Genomic DNA, 21762 nt, shown 5'->3' with positions numbered 1-21762 from the left:
CTATACTTTTAACAATCGTGTTTAGCGGGCAATGCCACGGCTAGAGTTTTTAATAAACTCAGCAAACAAGGTTAACTCTGGCATATCATCGGCTAATGCGGCAACTTTTTCTAAAGCTTCGTTAACGTTTAAACCTTTACGATAAACTTCTTTATAGGCTCGTTTAATCGTTAAAATAACCTCTTTGTCAAAACCTCGGCGTTTTAACCCTTCTGAGTTTAAACCAAAAGGAGAAGCCGGTTGACCAGACACCATCAAATAAGGCGGTATATCTTTTAAAATCAGCGAATTTGCCGCAACAAAGCTGTGTGCGCCAATATGACAAAACTGATGAACGCCTGTCATACCGCCTAAAATAGCGTAATCACCTACATGGACATGACCAGCAATAGAGGCATTATTTGCAAGAATACAGTGACTGCCAACTATACAATCATGGGCAACATGAGTATACGCCATAAACAAATTATTACTGCCTATTTGCGTTAGGCTATTATCTTGAATCGTGCCGCGATGGACCGTACAAGATTCACGAAAAACATTATTGTCGCCGATGATTAATTCGGTTAACTCGCCGGCATACTTCAGATCCTGACAATCTTCCCCAATACTGGCAAACTGAAAGAATTTGTTGCCTTCGCCAATTTTTGTTGGGCCTTTAATAACAACATGGGAATTAATCACACAGTTGTCGCCAATAACGACATCTTTAGAAATATAACTCCAAGGACCAATACTAACATTTTTGCCAATGCTAGCGCCTTCTTCGATAATCGCCTGTGGGTGAATTAAGCTCTGATTGTTGGAAGTCACCATTTACACCACTCTTCTTGCACACATAAGTTCAGCGCAGCAAACAACTTTACCTTCGACCCTAGCTTCGCCATAAAATTTCCACATACCGCGACGCTCTTTTAAGAACTCGACATGCAAATGCATAGTATCACCAGGCACAACAGACTTTTTAAATTTTGCCTTATCAATTGAAGCAAATAAGTACATTTCATTTTTATCTCTGCCATCTGTGCTTTTAAAGCCTAAAAGCCCGGTTGCTTGTGCTAAGGCTTCGAGGATCATCACACCAGGAAAAATAGGGAGATCAGGAAAATGACCATTAAACACAGGTTCATTAATGCTAACATTCTTAATAGCATGCAATGTTTTCATTGGCTGATAATCTAAAACGCGATCGACCAAAAGCATAGGGTAACGGTGTGGCAGTAATGCTTTGATTTCTGCAATTTCAATGGTGTTTTTTGGTAATTCCAACGGACTATTCCTTTTCAATAATATTGTTTAAGTGCTCGATGTCATGCTCTGCACTCTTAATGCGCTTAAGTATACTTTCTAATTTGCGAATTCTGGCATTATTTTTATTCCATTCTTTATTGGGTTGGCACGGCATGCCCGAAGAATAAACACCGGATTCATTAATATCTTTGGTCACCATGGTCATGCCGGTAAAAACACAACCATCACCAACTTCAATATGACCATTAATACCAACAAGGCCCGCTATCACACAATTCTTGCCAATAACGGTACTGCCTGCAATCACACTACAAGCTGCCATTGCAGTATTTTCACCAATGACAACATTGTGAGCAATTTGAATTTGATTATCTAAAATAACACCATCTTTAATTACTGTATTTTCTAGCGCGCCACGATCGACAGTCGTACTGGCACCAATTTCGACTTTATTACCAATAATCACGCTTCCCAGCTGAGGTATTTTCAACCATTTACCTTGGTCATTTGCATAACCAAAGCCATCAGAGCCAATAACCGTATTCGCTTGAATTAAACAATCTTGACCAATTTCAACACGATGATAAATGCTAACATTTGACCATAATTTAGTATTAGCGCCGATTTTTGCTTGAACACCAATAAAACAGCCCGCGCCAATAGTAACATTATCACTTATAACTACGCCCTGCTCTATCACAGTATTAGCGCCGATGGCGACATTCTCACCTAAAGTAACATCCGCTGAAATTTGAGCCGAGGGATGAATACTGTTAGCCGGTTTTGGAGTAGTATCCAGTAATTGTGCGGTAAGTGCATAACCTAAATAGGGATTATTCATCACTAGCGCATGGGTATTACAGTCATTAAGGTGTTGAGAAGAAATAATAACCGCACCAGCTTTAGTATCAGCAAGCTGTTGGCTGTATTTTTTATTGGCTAAAAATGCAATTTGTTGTGCATCAGCGGTTGATAGTGTGGCAAGTGAATGAATAATATATGTTTCATCACCATGAACCTCAGCACCAATTTTTTCAGCTAGCTGTTTGAGAGTATAAGACATAAACACTTAATATTTTTATGGATGCTCAATGAGCATAACTGGAAAAGACGCTAAAACCAATATGATTTTATTAGGCTAGAAAAAAAACTTGCAACTAATATTATCAATAATAGTTGCAAGTTTTATAACGGTAAGGTTTCAATTAACCTTTTATCTTCTACTTAGCGGTAGACTTAGTTAAGTTTACTAACCTGTTCAACAACCTTATTAGTGATCATTGCATCTGGCTTAGCAAAAATAACGGCTTGCTGTTCTAAAATAAGGTCATATTTGTCTTTTGCAGCAATGCTGTCGATAGCTTGACGAACCAAGGCAATAATTTTGTTTGTTTCTTCGTTCTTACGTAAGCCTGTTGCTTGTTGGAACGCTTTACCTTTAGCTTGGTAATCTTGATATAATGTTGCGATTTGAGTATCAAGTTCTTCGATATCTTTAGCGCTCATTAATGAACCGTCACGCTGTTTCTTTTCTTGGTAATACTTAATGTCTTTTTCTAACTGAGCTAAAACAGCTTTATCATCTTTAAACTCAGCTTCTAAAACCTGCATTACTGCCGTTGTTTGTGGGATTTTACTCATCACTTCTTGGAAATTAACCACGGCGATTTTTTGATCAGCAGCCATTACTGAGCTTGCTAATAACAACGTTGACGCTACTGCAGAGCAAGTAACTGTTTTAATGAATTTTTTCAATTTTATCTCCAAAATATTATTACTTCACAACTTTGATATAAGTTGCATTAATTTTTATAATTGTCATGTAATAGCTATGGGGGCTAACTATAAGAATTAAACCCCCTTAGTAAATTTATACGCACTATGCCTGAAAGTTCTCTTTATTAAAATGTTTTACCTATATTAAAACTAAAGAACTCTTTATCATCGTCTTTTTCTGATTTTAGTGCTTTCGCGAAACTAAAGATCATTGGACCCATAGGAGATAACCATTGCACTGATAAACCGGCAGAGCTTCTATAACGGCCAACATCTGAATAATCATCAATTTTTTCAAATTCAGAAGTCACTAGATCGTTGTAGTCTTCTAATTTGAACTCCGTATCCCAAACATTACCCACATCGACAAAAAAGCTGGTGCGAACACTGTTCGAAAAACCTTCATCAAGTAAGGGGGTCGGTACAATAAGTTCGATACCCGCAACAACTATGGCATTACCACCAACGGAACGCTGTGAGACGTTAATAAAATCGTGATCTTGCCCTAAACAACAACTACTTCCGCCCTCGACCGGATCAGGGGTACCGGTGATTTGTGTTGGATAGCGAAATACCGCACGTGGGCCAACAATGTTATTTTCAAAACCACGTAACGTATCAGAACCACCCGCTCTAAAGTTTTCCCAGAAAGGCAATATCTGGTCATTACCATCTATGGTGCCATAACCATTACCGTAACCGGCGTTTAAACGTGCGAGCACTGTCCAACGTTGGTCTTGTGTTAATGGGAAGTACCATTTAGTGTCTAAATTAATTTTAAAATAATCAACATCTGAATTTGGCGTTGTCATTTTATAAGTCAAACTTTGACTTGAGCCGTCTGTTGGAAAGGTACCACGGTTCAATGTCGTGCGAGATATAGCCACCGACAAATCGAAACTTTCAAATTCTAAACCGCCATCTGGGTTATTAGGATCAGAATATATCTCGTAAAATTGTTGAATTTGTTCGTAAGTTTGTAAACGTGTAATACCGTTACTTTTGTAACCTACGCCAAAGTTTAAACGAACATATTCATTAATAGGAAAGCCTAAGTTCAGCCCGACACCATAAGTTCTATTATTGTATTCAACTAAGTTAGCATTACCCGCATTAAACTCGTTGTAATATATTTGTCCACCTAAAGAAACAGCATCGACAGTAAAGTATGGGTCGGTATAAGAAATACTCGCACTTTTCTGATAACTCATGGTATTAACATTAAATGCCAAGCGGTTACCCGTTCCTAAAAAGTTGTTTTGCTGTATACCCGCACTTAAACTTAAATTAGTCGTAGAACCATAACCAATGCCGGCAGTAAAAGACCCAGAAGGTTGCTCTTTAACCATAAAGTCAATATTAACTAAGTCATCATCACCTGGTAATTGTTTAGTTTCGTATTCAACATCTTCCAAGTAAGGTAAACGTTGTAGCCATGCTTTTGAACTTTCGGCAGCATTATTCGATAACCAAGCACCTTCCATTTGACGCATTTCACGGCGTAGTACTTTATCGGCAGTAACATTATTACCTGCGAAGTTAATGCGGTTAACGTAAACACGTTTGCCAGGGTCAATAGAAATAGTCAGTTTAACCGTTTTTTCTTCTTCATTAATTTCAGGAATAACGGTTACTTTAGGGTAAGCATAACCATAACGGCCAAGATAACGGCTGATAGTTTCTTCGGTATAAGTTACCTCTGCGCCGTTATAAAGTTTACCTGGACGTAATGGGTTAATAGCTCGGATCGTGCGTTCAAACCCAACCATATCACCAATAAAATCGATTTCACTGACTTTAAACTGTTCACCTTCAGTGATATTCAAAGCAATATAAACCGCTTTTTTATCAGGGGTCATTGACACCTGAGTAGAGTCTACTTTGTATTGCAGATAACCACGGTCTAAATAGTAACTTTTAATCGTTTCTATATCACCTTGTAAGGTTTGTTTTTGATAGCGGTCTTGCGCCATAAAATCCCACCAAGGAGAATCAAAGGTAAGTTCTATGCGTTCAAGAAGCTCAACATCAGAAAAAATTTCGTTACCAACGACGTTAATCTGCTCTATTGCTGCAGCATCACCCTCGGTGAAAACAAAATTTATGTCAACGCGGTTACGAGGCAAGTGAATAATTTCAGCTTTTACATCGGCATTATATTTACCAATACTGTGGTAAAAATCTTCCAAGCCAACCTCAATACCAGAAATTATAGTCATGTCGAGTGTTTCACCGACTCGAATATCACTGCCGTCAAGACTCTCAGTTAGTTGCTCTTCTTTTAAGTCTTTATTACCATCGAAGGTGATTTCACTGATCGTTGAACGCTCATGAACACGATAGATGACTCTATTACCTTCACGATAAACGACAACGTCATTGAAATGTCCTGACTTGTAGAGAGATTTTATCGACTGAGAAATACGGAATTCATTGAGCGTATCTCCCGTATTAAAAGGGATATGAGTCAAAGCAGCACCGAGTGCGACACGCTGTAACCCTTTTACTTCAATATCTTCTACTTGAAATTCTTCAGAGGCTTGTGCTGTTGTACCTAAGGCACCTAATAATACCGCAAGGGCAATTTTTTTAATTATCATAAATGCTAACTTTTATTACTTCTTTTGTTATAACCGCGAAAAATCGTTAAATAATGCGATACTCATTAAGCCTAAGAGGGCTAGTGTACCAAACTTAAAACCTATTTCTTGTATTTTTTCTGATACGGGTTTACCTGTGACAATTTCCACAAGGTAATAAAATAAATGCCCGCCATCAAGCACTGGTAAAGGTAATAAATTTATAATACCTAAGTTAATGCTAATTAAAGCCAGAAAACCTAAAAAATATACCAAACCATATTGTGCACTACTTCCTGCTCCTTGTGCGATAGAAATAGGCCCACTTAAGTTCTTAACAGAAATATCACCCGTCAAGAGCTTGCCTATCATGTCAAAACTCAATACTACTAAGTTCCAACTACGCTGTAAGCTTTGTCCTAAAGCATCAACAACGCCGTAACGTAACTCAAATAAATATTCTTTTGGGTAAGAGTCAGATTTTGGAACCACCCCCAAATAACCTATTTTCTTACCCGCACGTTCAATTAAAGCAGGTGTCACCACTATCTCTTGGTTTTCACCTAGTCTTTCGACGATTAAAATAACGTTTTGTTCCGGAAGTTGACTAATATTTTTTGAAAACATCGCCCAACTGCCATTAATACTTTCGTTATTGATGCTAATTAACTTGTCATCAACTTTTAGGCCGGCCTTATCTGCAACACTACCTTCTTCAATATAAGCTAGCTCAGCATAAACAGCCGCTCTATATGGAGCAATACCTAAACTACTAATGGCCGATTCTTTATCCGGTGAAAAAGACCAGTTAGCTGCATCCAAATAATAAGTTTTCGGCGAAACACTACCTTGTTCTTTTGTTTTTATAGTAAAAGCGCTCTCACCTATTTGCGAGACTAACGCTAGATTGACATCTTGCCAATCTAGGGTCTTTTGACCGGCAACTTCAATGATTTCACTGTTACTGGTAAGATTCGCCCGCTGCGCTATAGATTCTGGCATTATTTCACCAACAATCGGCTTTACACTCGGCACACCAATTAGAAACATCAGATAAAAAGCAAAAATAGCAAAAGCAAAGTTTGCTAGAGGCCCAGCAGCAATAATGGCTATACGCTGATAAACCGTTTTATTATTAAAGGTTTTATCGATATCTTCGGGCTTGACCTCATCAACGCGGCCATCAAGCATTTTAACGTAACCACCCAATGGTATTAAGGCGATAACAAACTCTGTACCTTCTTTATTAACTTTTCGCCATAATACTTTGCCAAAGCCAATTGAAAAACGTTCTACTTGTACGCCGTTTCTGCGAGCAACCCAATAATGGCCGTATTCATGCACCGTAATCAAAATACCTAAAGCGACAACAAAAGAGGCTAAATTCCAAAAAAAATCAAACAACTATAGATTACCTTTTTCGTTAACTGCATTAATAGCCACATCATCGACTACAAAGCAGCCACTGGCAATTAAATTACGTGAAAATTCTCTAGCACTTGCATCAAGCGCAACAACATCATCAATTGATGCCACCCTTTCTGAGACAAATTTATTCACAGAAGTTTCATTTATTTTTGCAATATCAGTAAATTTTATTTTTTCGTTCAAAAAAGCATCAACAGCAATTTCATTAGCGGCGTTTAAAGCTGTACATGCACCTTGGCCACTTTTACAAGCAGCTATGGCTAATTTTAAATTAGGATACTTTTGATAATCGACATCTTCAAATTCAAATGATGGTGTATTGAAAAAATCTAAGGGAGCGACACCTGAATCAATTCTCTGTGGATAAGCCAAGGCATGAGCAATGGGGGTGCGCATATCAGGATTACCCATTTGAGCTATCACGCTACCGTCTTTATATTGCACCATTGAATGAATGGTACTTTGCGGATGTAAGACAACGTGGATATCGTCAGGGTCGATATTAAACAACCATTTTGCTTCAATAAATTCTAGGCCTTTATTCATCATAGTCGCAGAGTCTACAGAAATTTTACGGCCCATTTCCCAATTAGGATGGGCACAAGCTTGTGCTGGGGTTACTTCTGCTAATTGTTCGACTGAAAAAGTTCTAAACGGACCACCTGAGCCGGTCAGTAATATTTTACTGACACCATTACTTGCTAAGTCGCATCGACCGGGCTTAGCTTGCACATTAGCGGGTAAGCACTGAAAAATAGCATTGTGTTCACTGTCTATCGGCAGTAATTCTGCACCATACTTTTCAACCGCATCTATAAACAAAGCGCCTGAAGTCACTAAAGCTTCTTTATTGGCTAACAGTACTCTTTTACCCGACTTAACTGCAGCCATAGTAGACAAAAGACCTGACGCTCCAACAATAGCAGCCATGACCGTATCTGAGGTATCAGCTTGAGCAATATCAATTAAGCCTTGTCCACCACTGAGTACTTGAATATTTTGTAAACCATTTTGGTCGAGTTTTACTTTTAAAGCTTGTGCGGCATGCTCGGCCACCATAACAACAGTGCTCGGCTTAAATTCCTGACACTGCGCCAACATTTCATCAACCCGAGTATTCGCTGATAAAGACTCAACAGAAAATAACGTGGGATGAAGCCTAACAACCTCTAAAGTGCTAACACCTATCGATCCTGTTGAACCTAAAATACAAAGTTTACGCATCGTTTATATCAACCTACTGCCAGCCTAATAAGGCATAACATAATGCATAAACTGGCGCAGTAGCGGTTAAACTATCAATTCTGTCCAAGATACCACCATGACCAGGTAAAATTGCGCCACTGTCTTTTATACCTGCTTGGCGTTTAAACATACTTTCATTTAAATCACCTAGCACTGACACTGTCGTGATAATAGCGGTAACAATTAACGCTAAGGTAAATTGATGTTGCTGCCATCCAAGCGAGTAACCGGCAATACTAATAAAGATACAGGCACAAACAACACCACCAATAAAACCTTCGAGAGTTTTGCCTGGACTAACGTTAGGAAGAAGTTTATGTTTACCGATAGATTTACCGACAAAATAAGCACCAACATCAGCGCTCCACACCATTAAGAATAAAAACATAATCAGCTGAGCGCCATTATACGGATCTTGGTTGTAATCATTACTACGCAGCACCATAAAAGCGAGCCAAGTAGGAATAAGCGTTAACCAGCCAAATACACCACGAATCGAGCGATGGCTTGACCAAAACTTACTGTAGCGAGGATAAAGAAAGGTCAGCGTTGCTGATAGAATCCACCAAGCGACAGCAATCCATAATACCAGCGACACACCTGAATGAAGCGGTCCATCAATAGACCAGAGTTGTAACAATGGTAGTGCGTACCAAAGCGCTGATATTAGAATAATCGTCGCACAGACAAAAGCAAGACGACGGCGCTTATTGGCAAAGCCCATTAAAGGCCCCCACTCCCATGCACCAATAGCCATAACAGCCATAAATAAAGCCGCAAATTGATCTAAAGGTAAATAGAAAATGGCGAAAATAGTTAAAGGCGCTAAGATAACAGCGGTAATAATACGTTGTTTTAACAAATGGAAACCCTTATAAATGCTATTTAATTTTATTGTTATTATTGTTTTTATTGTTTTTAATTTATAGTCTTAATTTTTTATTTGTTCACCTGTTTGACCAAAACGTCGTTCTCTTTGGTCAAAGCATCCCATTGCGTTAATGAGCGCTTGTTCATCAAAATCAGGCCATAATGTTTCTGTAAAATAAAATTCTGCGTAAGCTGCTTGCCATAATAAAAAATTACTTATGCGAAAATCACCACCGGTACGAATAAGTAAATCAAGTTCAGGTAGGTTAGCTAAGCAAGTATATTGATGGAGTGTTTCTTCGGTTATATCATCAACAGACATGGTGTTATTGGATACTTTTTCAGCTAAAACTTTAGCGGCATTAGCGATGTCCCAACGTCCGCCATAGTTAGCTGCAATAGACAATACCATACCTTTATTGTTTGCGGTTAAATCTTCTGAAACTTTTATTTTTTTCTGTAACGTTTCTGAAAAACGTGAAACATCGCCAATCACTTGGAAGCGCACATCATTTTTATGAAGCTTCTTCACTTCTCGTGTTAGCACAAACATGAATAAATCCATCAATACGCTAACTTCTTGTTCTGGACGCTGCCAATTTTCACTACTAAAGGCAAAAAGTGTTAATGCTTTCACCCCGTATTTTATTGCAGTACTCACTGATGTCCGAACCGATTCAACACCTGATTTATGACCTGCAACTCGTGTTTTTCCACGTTGTTGCGCCCAACGTCCATTACCATCCATTATAATGGCAACGTGTTGCGGTACTTTTATTAAAGTATCTGTTATTGCTTCAGTCATAATCGTTCCGTCATGCTAATCAAGCTAGATTCAAATTTTCTGTAAAAAAAACCGTAGTGATCATTTAATAACTACGGTTTATATTATCGGTTAAAGAAGTTATATTTCCATTAACTCTTTTTCTTTAATAGATAAGATATCATCAACCTGTTTTACATACGTATCGGTTAATTTTTGAATATCATCTTCAGACTGATGCATTTCATCATCATTGATTTCTTTTTCTTTATTTAATGATTTTACATCTGAATTAGCATCGCGGCGGATATTACGAATAGCTACCTTGCCATTTTCAGCTTCATTTTTAACCACTTTAACAAGATCTTTACGACGTTCTTCTGTTAAAGGTGGTAAAGGAATACGAATAAGTGTTCCTTGAGATGATGGGTTCAAGCCCAAATCAGATTTCAAAATTGCTTTTTCAACTGCACCGATCATGCCTTTATCAAAGACAGTAATCGCTAAAGTACGGGCATCAGGCGTAGCAATGTTGCCCACTTGACTTAATGGTGTTTCCATACCGTAATAATCAACAACAATGTTATCAAGTAAAGAACGATGTGCTCGCCCCGTTCTTACTTTGTTTAAATTGCTTTTTAATGATTCGATACTTTTACTCATACGGTCTTGAGCATCTTGTTTTATTTCATTTATCACGTTGAATTTCCTTTAAATCAAAAATTAAACTAAATTTTCTGAATGGTCGATAGTTGTACCTTCATTACCGCCCATTACCACTGCTTTTAGTGCACCTGGCTTATTCATATTAAAAACACGAATAGTCATATTGTGATCACGCGCGAGCGTAAATGCGGCTAAATCCATTACTTTGAGTTCTTTTTCTAATACTTCGTTATAACTTAATTGGCTATATAAGGTAGCATCAGGGTTTTTAACAGGGTCATCTGAGTAGATGCCATCTACCTTAGTCGCTTTTAAAACCACATCAGCTTCAATCTCAATGCCGCGTAAACAGGCTGCTGAATCTGTGGTAAAGAAAGGATTACCGGTACCGGCACTGAAAATAACAACACGGCCAGATTTTAATAAACTGATGCCTTCAGCCCAGTTATAACGGTCACAAACACCTGCCAAGTCAATAGCAGACATTAATTTAGCATTAACAAAAGCACGATGTAAGGCATCACGCATCGCGAGGCCGTTCATTACGGTTGCTAACATACCCATTTGGTCACCAACAACGCGGTTCATTCCTGCTTCTGCAAGACCAGCGCCACGGAACAAATTACCGCCGCCAATAACTAAACCCACTTGAATGCCCATTTCAATCAGTTCTTTAATTTCTTGAGCCATACGATCCAAAACTTTAGGGTCGATACCGAAACCCTCTTCACCCATTAAGGCTTCACCACTAAGTTTTAATAAAATTCGACGATATATTGGTTTTGGACTGATGCTCATAAAAAACATTCCTGTATTTTGTCTATAAATAGGCGAAAAAAATAGCCGTGATCAATTTGACCGCGGCTATTTTAATACGTTTAGCTGACTATCGAAAGTCTAAACTGAAAAAAGAACTGTTTTACTGAATTAAATGCTTAAAAATTAAGCTTTTGATGCAGCAATTTGTGCTTCAACTTCAGCAGCAAAATCTTCTTCTTTCTTAGCAATGCCTTCACCAACTTCTAAACGAACAAAGTTAGAAACCGTAATGCCTTTCTCTTTAAGAACAACACCAACAGTTTTCTTAGGTTCCATGATGAATGCTTGACCTGTCAAAGAAATTTCACCGGTAAATTTCTTCATACGACCTATGATGATCTTTTCAAGTAATTCAACAGGTTTTTTCTTTTTATCATCAAGAGCATCGTTTTCAGCTTTTAAGATATCTAGTTGAATACGCTGTTCATTTTCTACAACACTATCAGCAACATCTTCAGGTGTTAAAAATTCAGGCTTACTTGCAGCAACGTGCATAGCAATGTGCTTTAATGATTCAGCATCGCCTTCACCAGCAACAACAACACCAATACTAGCGCCATGGCTGTATGAAGCTAATGCAGCACCTTCAACGTATGAAACGCGACGGATATTGATGTTTTCACCAATTTTAGTCACAAGCGTAATACGCTTTTCTTCAAATTGAGCTTGTAACTCTTCGATTGTCGCTTTTGATGCTAAAGCAGCGTCTGCAACTTCGTTAGCAAAACCTAAGAAGTTAGAATCTTTTGCAACAAAATCAGTCTGACAGTTAACTTCAAGAAGTGCAGCAACGCCATCAGCGCTTTTAATTAAAATAGCACCCTCAGCAGCGATGTTACCGGCTTTTTTAGCCGCTTTTGCTTGACCGTTCTTACGCATATTTTCAATCGCAAGTTCCATGTCGCCTTCAGCTTCTTGTAAAGCTTTTTTACAATCCATCATGCCCGCAGCTGTGCGTTCACGAAGTTCTTTTACCATTGCAGCAGTAATTACCATGAGAGAATTCCTCAAATTTTGTTATCCCCTAAACTATTTAAAGCCGGGCATAAATATTAATATGTTGCCACAAGCGCAAACACGCTTGTGGCAATAGCAAAAAAGATTATGAAAAACTGAAATTATTCAGCTTCTACAAAACCGTCTTTTTCAGCTTGAACAACAATGTTCTTTTCACGACCAGCTAAAACTGCGTTAGCAGCAGAATCAGTGTATAAAGTCACAGCGCGAATTGCATCGTCGTTACCCGGGATAATGAAATCAATGTTATCTGGGTTTGAGTTTGTATCAACTACAGATATTACTGGAATACCTAAGTTTTTAGCTTCTTTGATAGAAATGTGTTCGTGATCAGCATCAATGATGAATAAAACGTCAGGTAAACCACCCATGTTTTTGATTCCACCAAGACTTTTGTCAAGTTTTTCCATTTCACGTGTACGCATTAAAGCTTCTTTTTTAGTAAGAGCTTCAAAAGTACCGTCAGAGCTTTGTGCTTCAAGATCTTTTAAACGCTTAATTGATTGACGAACTGTTTTCCAGTTAGTCAACATACCACCTAACCAACGGTGATTAACGTAAAACTGATCACATTTAATAGCAGCATCTTTAATTGCATCGCTTGCAGCGCGCTTAGTACCAACAAATAAAACTTTACCTTTTTTCGCAGAAACACCTGATAAGAAAGCAAGGGCCTCATTGAACATAGGAACAGTTTGTTCAAGGTTGATGATATGAACTTTATCGCGTGAACCAAAAATGTAAGTTTTCATTTTTGGGTTCCAGTAACGGGTTTTGTGACCGAAATGAACACCTGCTTTAAGCATATCGCGCATAGAAACGTTTGGCATGATTTTTCCTTTATTTGGTTTAGGGGGTTAAGCGTTCATACATTCAAATATACCTGACTCTTTATTGTTCGATTATTTGCTTATAATTAAGACAAATTCAAACTGAGCACCCCGACATATTCTTAATAAATGTATGTGAATTTATAATAAGTATTATTATTTTTAATAATACAAGTTTAAAAGCTAAACACTATCGATAACAACAAGTTAGTAATCGGATAACCGAAAACACTGAGTAATACTTAGATAAAATCTAAATATCTATGCTATTAAATCGACAAATTTAACGGCGCACTTTATACCATATTAATTTACCAAAGGCTAGAAATTAACAATTAAAGGTCAATATTCCTTAATTAATATAGTAATAATATTACTGGGATAATTTTACTGTACGCGCTAAAATTAGTGGTTCTATATTTTTATTAAATTTTGACTTAACACTACGGCGATATATGACCATGTCTACTGAACTCTTTTTTATTTATGACACACACTGCCCTTGGAGCTTTGCAACAACTTCTTTAGTTAAAGAAATCGCTGATGCTTATCCAAATATCACTTTAAATTTATGGCACAGTGCTCACTATGAAGGAGATGAGAAAGTCAGCCGAAAAACTATTGATGCCGTTGAAGATGACGCTAACATTGAATTTAGTCACGAATATGTCAAAACTCTTAATGTAGAGAAAGACTCAACATTAAGTGCTAATTTAATCGGATGGGTTAGTCAAAAAGTGCCTCACTTAACCTTAGAGCTTATTGAAGCTATCCAAAAACAGCATTTTGAACAAGGTACAGCGTTTACGCACGAAAGTGATTTTCAGCCTATCATTGATGAACTTAAGCTATCACCGCCTGCAAAAGTATTTAAGGAAGGTAAAATAGCCAAGGAAGCCGAATTTGTTTTACAAGAAATTTATGATTTTCAAGAGTATATTGGTACAAAAGCGATCCCCGCCCTATTAATTGCTCATAATGAAAATCTAACCTTACTAAACCATAACTTATATTTGCAAAACCCGAGTGCAATAATAGAAGCTGTTGAGCTTGAACTTGCAAAAAACTAGACCAATAGACAATAACGACACTTTTAGGCAAAATAACAACCGTAGCCTTTACACTAAACAGACAATAGAGGAATAAATGGGTATTACAATTAAAACTCAGCAAGAAATAGAAAAAATGCGTATCGCAGGAAAACTTGCCGCCGACGTATTAGAGATGATCACACCTTATGTAAAAGCGGGTGTGACAACCAATGAGTTAAATACCCTATGCGCTGACTATACTGACAAAGTGCAAGATGCCATTTCAGCGCCATTAAATTATCATGGCTTTCCTAAATCAATTTGTACCTCAGTTAATCACGTGGTGTGTCATGGTATTCCTAACGATGTACCACTAGTTGATGGTGACATTGTTAATATGGACATTACTGTTATTAAAGATGGCTATCACGGTGATACCAGTAAAATGTTTCTTATTGGCGAAGTAAGTCTTGAAGACAATCGTTTATGTCGTATCACCAGAGAAGCTTTGTATGTGGGATTGAAAAAAGTAAAACCTGGCAACACCTTTGGTGAGATTGGCACTGCTATTCAAAAGTTTTTAAAAAAATCAGGTCGTTACTCTATTGTAAAAGAATATTGTGGCCATGGTATTGGCAGCGTTTTTCATGAAGAACCACAGATCGTTCATTATAAAAATACCGACAAAGAAAAAATGCTTGAAGGTATGTGTTTTACTATCGAACCTATGGTTAACCTTGGTCGTGCTAATACACTACTAGATAAAGAAGATAATTGGACCGTTTACACCTTAGACGGCAAAAAGTCGGCACAATGGGAACATACACTTGTTGTTACTCTCACAGGCTGTGAAATTTTAACATTGCATAGCGATGATACGATTCCAAGACATCTGCATAACTAGTTTTATTACTGGTTTTGTTAACAAAGTATAAGTTAGCGATAGTCGTTATTTGCTTTTTAATGGCTAAATAAAGCATGATGTCTATCGCCTTAACTTATTGAGTAAAATATTCAGCTATGCAAACTCTTTTTCCGATAGAATATAGTACCCCATTAGCCGTTAGCTCCCCTTTTATTTCTACTCAAGATATTTGTCAACTTAGCCGTGATTTTCAGCAATGGCAAAAAGATAAATTTCCTTATGTAGAGGTATCCATATTAGTGTCAACGCGTTCAGAGTTTGTCGACAAAATTCTCCATAAACTTTGGTGCCAACACAATTTAGATGAAGATCAAATTAGCTTACTCGCTGTTGGTGGCTATGGTCGAGGTGAGTTACATCCTTATTCTGATGTCGATATATTATTACTGACTCAAGAAAAGATCAGTGATGCCTTATCCGAAAAAATATCCGCTTTTATTACCCAGTTATGGGATGTAAAGCTCGATATTGGTCACAGTGTCCGCAGTGTAAAAGAATGTGTAAAGCAAGCAAAAAGCGACGTTACCATAGCGACAAACCTGATGGAAATGCGCCAAATTTGTGGCAATGAAGCCCTCACACAAAATTTATATCCGTTATTGGCAAAAGATGGCTTTTGGACCTCAAAAAAATTCTTCTTGGCCAAACGCGAAGAACAATATGAACGCCACCAACAATACCATGGTGCATCTTATACGCTAGAGCCGAATTTAAAAGCTAATCCGGGTGGCCTGCGAGATATTCAAACCATCGCTTGGGTTGCCAAACGACATTTTGTTGCCGACTCACTGGAAGAACTTGTTGCTCATCATTATTTAACACAAAACGAATTTTTTGAATTATTAGAGTGTCAAGACTATCTATGGCGAATGCGTGCCGCTTTGCACATTATTGCGGGTCGCAATGAAAACCGTTTACTTTTTGACTACCAAGGCGAAGTTGCCAGTTTAATGGGCTTTGGTGATGAAGGTAAATTTGCTATTGAACGCATGATGAAGCGATTTTTTCGTATTATTGGCCGTGTTGCTGAACTTAATAAGATGCTGTTACAGCATTTTGAATATGCCATTATCAAAAAGAATCATCCAGTTGAAAAGATCCCCCTGACTAAAGATTTCATTATTATTGATGGCCAAATAAATGCAGTAAACGACAGAGTTTTTATGAGTTCAGTAAAAATTATGGAACTGTTTTTACTGGTTGCTCAAAATGAAAATATTACCGATTTACACCCTCAGACACTCAGATTATTAAGAAATGCCCGCAGACGTTTAATTTCAGGGTTAATGGATTACGCCGAATGTCGACGAATCTTCATCGAAATAATGAAGCATCCTAACGGCTTAGGCTTAACCTTTAGCTTAATGCATCGCCATTCAATTATTGCTGCTTATTTACCGCAATGGCGAAGTATTGTAGGACAGATGCAGTTTGATTTATTTCATGCATACTCTGTTGATGAACATAGCTACCGATTAATTAAAAATATTTATCGTTTTAGCCAACCTCAACACGACAATGATTATCCGCTTTGTAGCAAGATAATGCAGCGTATTCGTAAGCCAGAAGTCTTATATATTGCTGGCATTTTTCACGATATTGCGAAAGGTCGTGGTGGCGACCATGCAAAATTAGGTGCCGTTGATGCGTTAGAATTTAGCAAGGTTCACCCGATAAGTGATCACGATGGTCGCATGATTGCCTGGTTGGTCAAAAACCATTTAGTCATGTCGGTAACCGCACAACGTCGAGATATTGCTGATGAAGAAGTGATCAGAACTTTTGCTGCTATTGTCAGGGATGAAGCTCACTTAGATTATCTCTATTGTTTAACTGTTGCTGATATGCGCGCAACCAATGAAAGCTTATGGAATAGCTGGAAAGCAAATTTACTACAAGAGCTTTATTTTAATACCAAAAGAGCCTTTCGACGCGGACTCGAAAAACAAGTTGATTTACGTGCAAAAACACGAGAGAACCAAGAAAAAGCACTTGAACTGCTCAAAGATTACGAGTGCGATGCTAATCAAATTAGAACCTTTTGGAAAAAGCTTAAAGCCGAATACTTTTTACGTTATTCACCGGTACAAATTGCTTGGCATAGCCGTCATATAATAAAACATAGTATCGTAAAACCTTTAGTGTTGATCAGTCCTAAACCTTATCGAGGCGGTACTGAAATATTTATTTATACCAAAGCCTCTGCAAATATTTTCGCAAAAATGGTGACCTTACTCGACGCGCAGCGTTTATCGATTCATGATGCTAAAATTATTAGCAGTAAGAAAGGTTATACCTTAAATACCTTTGTGGTATTAGATCAAAAAAATAGAGCGATAACGGACAGCAGTCGGGCATTAGATATAGCCAACAAACTCACTAAATCATTAATGAAGCCACTGCCAAAAGTAAAAAACAAACCTGCTCCTACCTATATTGATAACTTTAAAGTTCCCACTAAAGTGAGCTTTATTGAAACAGCAACCGATAAAACTACGGTATTAGAAATAATTGCGCTTGATCAACCTGGCCTATTAGCTAAATTTGCGAAAATTTTTCAAGAAAACAAACTAAATATTCACTCAGCAAAAATTACGACTTTTGGTGAAAAGATAGATGATGTTTTTACAGTTTCAAACAGTGATAATTTAGCGTTAACACAAGAACAACAGCAACAACTTTCAGCGATGCTATGTGAAAAACAACATAGCATTTAACACTTTAGACCATAAATTTAAAAGAATAGGAATTACCATGTCAAACTTACAAAGCACCATAGAACAAGCTTTTGAAGATCGAATGAACATCACGCCAAAAACTGTTTCAATTGAAGTAAAGCAGGCGGTATTAAACGCATTAGCCGCCTTAAATGATGGTTCAGCACGTGTTGCAGAAAAAGTAGCTGGTGAATGGGTTGTTCATCAGTGGCTAAAAAAAGCAGTTTTACTCTCTTTTAGAATTTGGGACAACGCAGTCATCGACGGCGCCGAAAGTACCTTTTTTGATAAAGTTCCGATGAAATATACTGATTACACACAAGCAGACTTTGAGGCTGACGGTGTTCGTGTCGTTCCTGGCGCATCTGTGCGCACGGGTAGTTTCATTGGTAAGAATGTAGTGGTTATGCCAAGCTTTGTTAATATCGGCGCTTATGTTGATGAAGGCTGTATGGTTGATGCATGGGCAACTGTCGGTTCATGTGCTCAAATTGGTAAGAATGTACACTTATCTGGTGGTGTTGGTATCGGTGGCGTATTAGAGCCTTTACAAGCGGGACCAACTATTATTGAAGATAATTGCTTTATTGGTGCACGATCAGAAATTGTTGAAGGTGTGGTTGTTGAAGAAGGCGCTGTAATCTCTATGGGCGTTTACATTGGTCAAAGTACTCGCATTTTTGACCGTGAAACAGGTGAAATACATTACGGACGTGTGCCAGCGGGCTCGGTAGTCGTACCAGGCAACTTACCTTCTAAGTGTGGTACCTACAGTTTATACGCAGCGATAATTGTGAAAAAAGTGGATGCTAAAACACGCGCAAAAGTTGGTATTAATGCTTTACTTCGTTCGGTATCAGAAGAATAAAGCGATAAATTCTTTGTAAAAATAGCGGTGAATTTATCACCGCTATTTTTTTGACAGCTGAACAGTCTTTGCTATAGCTTGGCTGTCAAAGTTAATGATCTTTACAAAAACATCTGCTTTCATTAAATAAAAAAATTAAAAATTCTTTATAAATAACAGTTAATTAATTATCCTCACTTCATTTAGCTCAACTGATTTAACAATCAATAAAACACTTGGCATACCATTTGCCATCTAGAGGTATCACTTGTTTTATTATTGACTGATCATGAAAAATATTTTAACTTTGCTTGTTGTTCTTAGCACTTTATTACTGACGGCTTGTCGCTCGACCCCACAAGTAACAATAGAAAAAAAACCATTGCTCTCTGACCATCATTTGATGATGTCATTGCTTCATCGTCCAGTAACGGAAGATCAGCAAATGATGTTAGCATTTGCTCAGCAACGCGAACGTTATAGTAATGATATTTTTGTTAATACTGTCAATATTAAAGGGCCAAAAATTAGCGACGATAATAACCAACGAACCACACATGTTTATGCTGCTTTAATTGCTAGAGATATAAATTCTATTCGTATTATTACCGCTGAATAAGCTAATGTAATGATTACGTTAAGGTCTTTATTATTTTAGTCTCCCAAGATAGTTCATCAAAAACCTCTAGCCATTGCTGATCAAATTCAGCTTCAATTGTCAGCTGTACGTTCGTAATAGGGTGAATAAATGCCACTTTTTTAGCGATTAACATCAGCCGTTTAAAGCCAAAATGTTCAATAAAAAATGGATTTTGTTTATTATCCCCATAATTAATATCACCTAAAATAGGATGGCGTAAATGCGCTAAATGACGGCGAATTTGATGTCTTCTTCCCGTGGTAGGCAATAATTTAATTAATGAATAACGCACACTATCAAATTTACCGACCTTAATAGGTAAACTTGCAGTTAATAAAGACTCGTAGTGAGTAACAGCATCTTGCGGTGCTTTATCAAGGCTAACATTTTTATCACCTAATTTATCGAGCTTCTCTTTAAGGGGATAATCTATTTCCCCTGCCCCCAGTAAATGACCCCGCGTCAAAGCAAAGTATGTTTTTTGAATTTTTTTATCAATAAACACTTGCCCCATTAATCGTGCTACTTCTTCGTTTAAACCAAATAATAAAACACCTGATGTCGGGCGATCTAATCGGTGAAGGGGATAAACATATTTACCCACTTGGTCACGCACCAATTGTAAGGCAAAATATATTTCATCTTTATCCATATAACTTCTATGAACAAAAAGTCCTGCTGGTTTGTCAACAGCAACAATGTAATCATCTTGATATAATATCGTTAAGATGGGTTTTTCATCAAAAGGCATGATTATCTCTAGGTTTCTTATCTGCTATGCAAAAAGCAAATAGTATTGATCTATTATTATCTCTATAATGCCAACATTATTCGATTATTATTTTATTTATTATTTAAGCTATGAATACTATTTCTTCTATTTCTGAATTATTAAAGCTTTCTGGCTCTCAATATCGGGTATTTGATATTGGCCGAAAAATAGATAAATTATCAAAAGATAGTTTTACTAAAATTGAAGCAAACCAGATCCCTTATCCATTTCCTTCTCAAGGCCATGCCTTTATAGCGTTGGCTTTTTGGCAAAAGCAAAACACTTCGCCATATTTATGGTTTGTAAAGATACCTCTTGATGAGCGTGGTTTACTTAACTTAGCCGCAAGGGATCATTTTATTGCTATTATTATTGAAGCATTAGGCGCTGAACTTAGTACGGTGCCAAATGAGCAACAAGAAGCCTTACTTAAAAGTAATCCTTATCATTTTACTCCGCCACAATACAAACTAGCCTATATGAACAGTTTAATTTCGCTGGAAACAAAAAATAATAGTAGCCAGTATTTTTCTGGCGCATTAAGTTATTTATCGGGCGAAAAATCTTGGCAGGATTACCACAGCGTAGGCGTGCAAGGCTTAAATGATTTTGTCGTACGTTTATCTGCTAAAGAAATACAAAAAATAATAGTTAACGCTCTCCCTGAATTACCTTCGCCGGTTCTTAAGCCATTATGTTCAGCATTAGAAAATGTTAAGTTATCAGTAGATATTATTGATAGACTCATTGCAGAATTTAAGCAGCGTGAGAGTGCAACAGATGAAGACAGTAGCGCTGAGCTGAGTTTTTTATTACGAAGTTTATCATCAAGTTGTGAACACCCTCATGTGGTAGTATTTATTAATACCCTAATTAAGCAAGCGTCGCCTGCACAAGGTATGTCTGAAGAAATAGCGATAGTGATTGCAGGGAGATGCTGGCAAGTTTTCACCAGTGAATCGCAAATCATGTCTTTTTTGGAGTTATTAGTTACTCAGCATGATATTGCCGTCTTCCAAGCTATTTTTAAAGATTTAGTGGCTATTCCTACTTTACGGCCATTAATATTTCAATGTATGAGAGCGCCAAACCGTAGCGATGAGTTAAGTAAAGCTATTGGTATGTTATTTCAACGCTAATGATAGAGAGCTAGAATGGAAAATATTTATTTATTACTGATTGTCTGTTTATTTTTGTGGTACTTCATTTACCTTAGAAAAGTTTCAGAATTCGCTTTACGCCACATAACAGCATATTGTGAAAAAGATGGTTTGCAGTTTATTTCGCTTTCGCGGCGGTCAAGTCGCTTAACCTTTAGTAAAGCTTTAGGACCCCATTGGATCAGTATTTTTGATTTTGAGTTCAGTGGTGACGGTGAGTCAAGTTATCAAGGTCAAGCAACATTAAAGGGTTACAAATTAGAAAACACCCATGTTCCCATGTACAAAATATAAGTATCTACCAACGAGTGACCTAGCGACTAAAAGCTAAATAAAAAATACAGACCGTTATTGGCCGCTCGGTAACTGCTCCTGCGTTACCCTGCATCCATTCATCTATGCAACCACGTAATAATGAACTCTTGA

The 21762-nt window shown here is 37.5% G+C and carries 21 protein-coding genes; 7 read left to right on the top strand and 14 right to left on the bottom strand.

The genetic code is table 11. From position 1 onward, the window contains the following. Nucleotides 1-21: 21 nt before the first annotated feature. The 13 genes from lpxA to rpsB all read right to left on the bottom strand — a co-directional run bounded on the left by lpxA (nt 22) and on the right by rpsB (nt 13244). The gene (gene lpxA / locus H4J67_RS03810) at nt 22-816 is read right to left on the bottom strand and encodes an acyl-ACP--UDP-N-acetylglucosamine O-acyltransferase (RefSeq protein ID WP_182174628.1); all 795 of its coding nucleotides are present in this window, start codon (nt 814-816) and stop codon (nt 22-24) included. Beyond that, a complete protein-coding gene (gene fabZ / locus H4J67_RS03805; RefSeq protein WP_070374046.1) occupies nt 817-1269 on the bottom strand; it encodes a 3-hydroxyacyl-ACP dehydratase FabZ in 453 nt (150 codons plus the stop codon). It abuts the gene before it with no gap. Between the two features lie 4 nt (nt 1270-1273). Next, entirely contained in the window at nt 1274-2314 is a 1041-nt protein-coding gene (gene lpxD, locus H4J67_RS03800) for a UDP-3-O-(3-hydroxymyristoyl)glucosamine N-acyltransferase (RefSeq protein WP_220463285.1), read from the bottom strand. 173 nt (nt 2315-2487) lie between these two features. Beyond that, a complete protein-coding gene (locus H4J67_RS03795; RefSeq protein WP_259368473.1) occupies nt 2488-3006 on the bottom strand; it encodes an OmpH family outer membrane protein in 519 nt (172 codons plus the stop codon). Nucleotides 3007-3152: 146 nt separating this feature from the next. Next, the gene (gene bamA / locus H4J67_RS03790; protein ID WP_182174622.1) at nt 3153-5627 is read right to left on the bottom strand and encodes an outer membrane protein assembly factor BamA; all 2475 of its coding nucleotides are present in this window, start codon (nt 5625-5627) and stop codon (nt 3153-3155) included. 27 nt (nt 5628-5654) lie between these two features. Continuing rightward, nucleotides 5655-7010, bottom strand: a complete 1356-nt coding sequence (gene rseP / locus H4J67_RS03785; RefSeq protein ID WP_182174619.1) for a sigma E protease regulator RseP — start codon at nt 7008-7010, stop codon at nt 5655-5657. Then, nucleotides 7011-8258, bottom strand: a complete 1248-nt coding sequence (gene ispC / locus H4J67_RS03780; protein ID WP_182174616.1) for a 1-deoxy-D-xylulose-5-phosphate reductoisomerase — start codon at nt 8256-8258, stop codon at nt 7011-7013. Nucleotides 8259-8271: 13 nt separating this feature from the next. Continuing rightward, entirely contained in the window at nt 8272-9141 is an 870-nt protein-coding gene (locus H4J67_RS03775) for a phosphatidate cytidylyltransferase (RefSeq protein WP_182202900.1), read from the bottom strand. A 69-nt stretch (nt 9142-9210) separates the two neighbouring features. Continuing rightward, complete coding sequence (gene uppS, locus H4J67_RS03770; protein ID WP_182174610.1) at nt 9211-9954, bottom strand: polyprenyl diphosphate synthase; 744 nt, start codon at nt 9952-9954, stop codon at nt 9211-9213. A 99-nt stretch (nt 9955-10053) separates the two neighbouring features. Further along, complete coding sequence (frr, locus tag H4J67_RS03765) at nt 10054-10611, bottom strand: ribosome recycling factor (RefSeq protein ID WP_070374054.1); 558 nt, start codon at nt 10609-10611, stop codon at nt 10054-10056. Nucleotides 10612-10635: 24 nt separating this feature from the next. Further along, the gene (gene pyrH / locus H4J67_RS03760; protein ID WP_070374055.1) at nt 10636-11376 is read right to left on the bottom strand and encodes a UMP kinase; all 741 of its coding nucleotides are present in this window, start codon (nt 11374-11376) and stop codon (nt 10636-10638) included. A gap of 144 nt (nt 11377-11520) precedes the next feature. Further along, complete coding sequence (gene tsf / locus H4J67_RS03755; RefSeq protein ID WP_070374056.1) at nt 11521-12393, bottom strand: translation elongation factor Ts; 873 nt, start codon at nt 12391-12393, stop codon at nt 11521-11523. 122 nt (nt 12394-12515) lie between these two features. Then, nucleotides 12516-13244, bottom strand: coding sequence for a 30S ribosomal protein S2 (gene rpsB / locus H4J67_RS03750; RefSeq protein ID WP_070374057.1), 729 nt, complete (start codon nt 13242-13244; stop codon nt 12516-12518). Between the two features lie 455 nt (nt 13245-13699). Between rpsB and H4J67_RS03745 the strand changes: the two genes are divergently transcribed. The 5 genes from H4J67_RS03745 (at nt 13700) to H4J67_RS03725 (ending at nt 19383) form a co-directional block, all read left to right on the top strand. Then, nucleotides 13700-14314: a hypothetical protein gene (locus H4J67_RS03745; protein ID WP_083277881.1), complete on the top strand. Its 615-nt coding sequence runs from the start codon at nt 13700-13702 to the stop codon at nt 14312-14314. A gap of 76 nt (nt 14315-14390) precedes the next feature. Continuing rightward, a complete protein-coding gene (gene map / locus H4J67_RS03740) occupies nt 14391-15179 on the top strand; it encodes a type I methionyl aminopeptidase (RefSeq protein WP_182202899.1) in 789 nt (262 codons plus the stop codon). 116 nt (nt 15180-15295) lie between these two features. Further along, the gene (glnD, locus tag H4J67_RS03735; RefSeq protein WP_182202897.1) at nt 15296-17917 is read left to right on the top strand and encodes a [protein-PII] uridylyltransferase; all 2622 of its coding nucleotides are present in this window, start codon (nt 15296-15298) and stop codon (nt 17915-17917) included. Nucleotides 17918-17954: 37 nt separating this feature from the next. Further along, entirely contained in the window at nt 17955-18785 is an 831-nt protein-coding gene (gene dapD / locus H4J67_RS03730; protein WP_070374060.1) for a 2,3,4,5-tetrahydropyridine-2,6-dicarboxylate N-succinyltransferase, read from the top strand. Nucleotides 18786-19053: 268 nt separating this feature from the next. Further along, entirely contained in the window at nt 19054-19383 is a 330-nt protein-coding gene (locus H4J67_RS03725; protein ID WP_182174597.1) for a hypothetical protein, read from the top strand. A 13-nt stretch (nt 19384-19396) separates the two neighbouring features. Here H4J67_RS03725 and truC read toward each other — a convergent pair whose 3' ends face one another. Continuing rightward, nucleotides 19397-20155: a tRNA pseudouridine(65) synthase TruC gene (truC, locus tag H4J67_RS03720; protein WP_220463284.1), complete on the bottom strand. Its 759-nt coding sequence runs from the start codon at nt 20153-20155 to the stop codon at nt 19397-19399. 110 nt (nt 20156-20265) lie between these two features. Here truC and H4J67_RS03715 point away from each other — a divergent pair, with 110 nt between their 5' ends. Then, nucleotides 20266-21315: a DUF3549 family protein gene (locus tag H4J67_RS03715; RefSeq protein ID WP_182202896.1), complete on the top strand. Its 1050-nt coding sequence runs from the start codon at nt 20266-20268 to the stop codon at nt 21313-21315. 15 nt (nt 21316-21330) lie between these two features. Beyond that, nucleotides 21331-21630 (top strand): DUF3301 domain-containing protein, encoded by a 300-nt coding sequence (locus H4J67_RS03710; protein ID WP_070374063.1) that lies wholly within the window; start codon nt 21331-21333, stop codon nt 21628-21630. Nucleotides 21631-21762: the final 132 nt, after the last annotated feature.

The organism is Colwellia sp. BRX10-4 (assembly GCF_014077465.1).
Taxonomy (GTDB): domain Bacteria; phylum Pseudomonadota; class Gammaproteobacteria; order Enterobacterales; family Alteromonadaceae; genus Colwellia_A.
This window is presented reverse-complemented; position numbering and strand designations above follow the sequence as displayed.

Excerpts from the sequence above, each read along its gene's own strand:
- lpxA (WP_182174628.1), bottom strand. The coding sequence starts at position 816 with ATGGTGACTTCCAACAATCAGAGCTTAATTCACCCACAGGCGATTATC.
- dapD (WP_070374060.1), top strand. The coding sequence starts at position 17,955 with ATGTCAAACTTACAAAGCACCATAGAACAAGCTTTTGAAGATCGAATG.
- lpxD (WP_220463285.1), bottom strand. The coding sequence starts at position 2,314 with ATGTCTTATACTCTCAAACAGCTAGCTGAAAAAATTGGTGCTGAGGTT.
- ispC (WP_182174616.1), bottom strand. The coding sequence starts at position 8,258 with ATGCGTAAACTTTGTATTTTAGGTTCAACAGGATCGATAGGTGTTAGC.
- H4J67_RS03710 (WP_070374063.1), top strand. The coding sequence starts at position 21,331 with ATGGAAAATATTTATTTATTACTGATTGTCTGTTTATTTTTGTGGTAC.
- tsf (WP_070374056.1), bottom strand. The coding sequence starts at position 12,393 with ATGGTAATTACTGCTGCAATGGTAAAAGAACTTCGTGAACGCACAGCT.
- truC (WP_220463284.1), bottom strand. The coding sequence starts at position 20,155 with ATGCCTTTTGATGAAAAACCCATCTTAACGATATTATATCAAGATGAT.
- H4J67_RS03745 (WP_083277881.1), top strand. The coding sequence starts at position 13,700 with ATGACCATGTCTACTGAACTCTTTTTTATTTATGACACACACTGCCCT.
- pyrH (WP_070374055.1), bottom strand. The coding sequence starts at position 11,376 with ATGAGCATCAGTCCAAAACCAATATATCGTCGAATTTTATTAAAACTT.
- bamA (WP_182174622.1), bottom strand. The coding sequence starts at position 5,627 with ATGATAATTAAAAAAATTGCCCTTGCGGTATTATTAGGTGCCTTAGGT.
- H4J67_RS03725 (WP_182174597.1), top strand. The coding sequence starts at position 19,054 with ATGAAAAATATTTTAACTTTGCTTGTTGTTCTTAGCACTTTATTACTG.
- rpsB (WP_070374057.1), bottom strand. The coding sequence starts at position 13,244 with ATGCCAAACGTTTCTATGCGCGATATGCTTAAAGCAGGTGTTCATTTC.
- H4J67_RS03715 (WP_182202896.1), top strand. The coding sequence starts at position 20,266 with ATGAATACTATTTCTTCTATTTCTGAATTATTAAAGCTTTCTGGCTCT.
- map (WP_182202899.1), top strand. The coding sequence starts at position 14,391 with ATGGGTATTACAATTAAAACTCAGCAAGAAATAGAAAAAATGCGTATC.
- uppS (WP_182174610.1), bottom strand. The coding sequence starts at position 9,954 with ATGACTGAAGCAATAACAGATACTTTAATAAAAGTACCGCAACACGTT.
- glnD (WP_182202897.1), top strand. The coding sequence starts at position 15,296 with ATGCAAACTCTTTTTCCGATAGAATATAGTACCCCATTAGCCGTTAGC.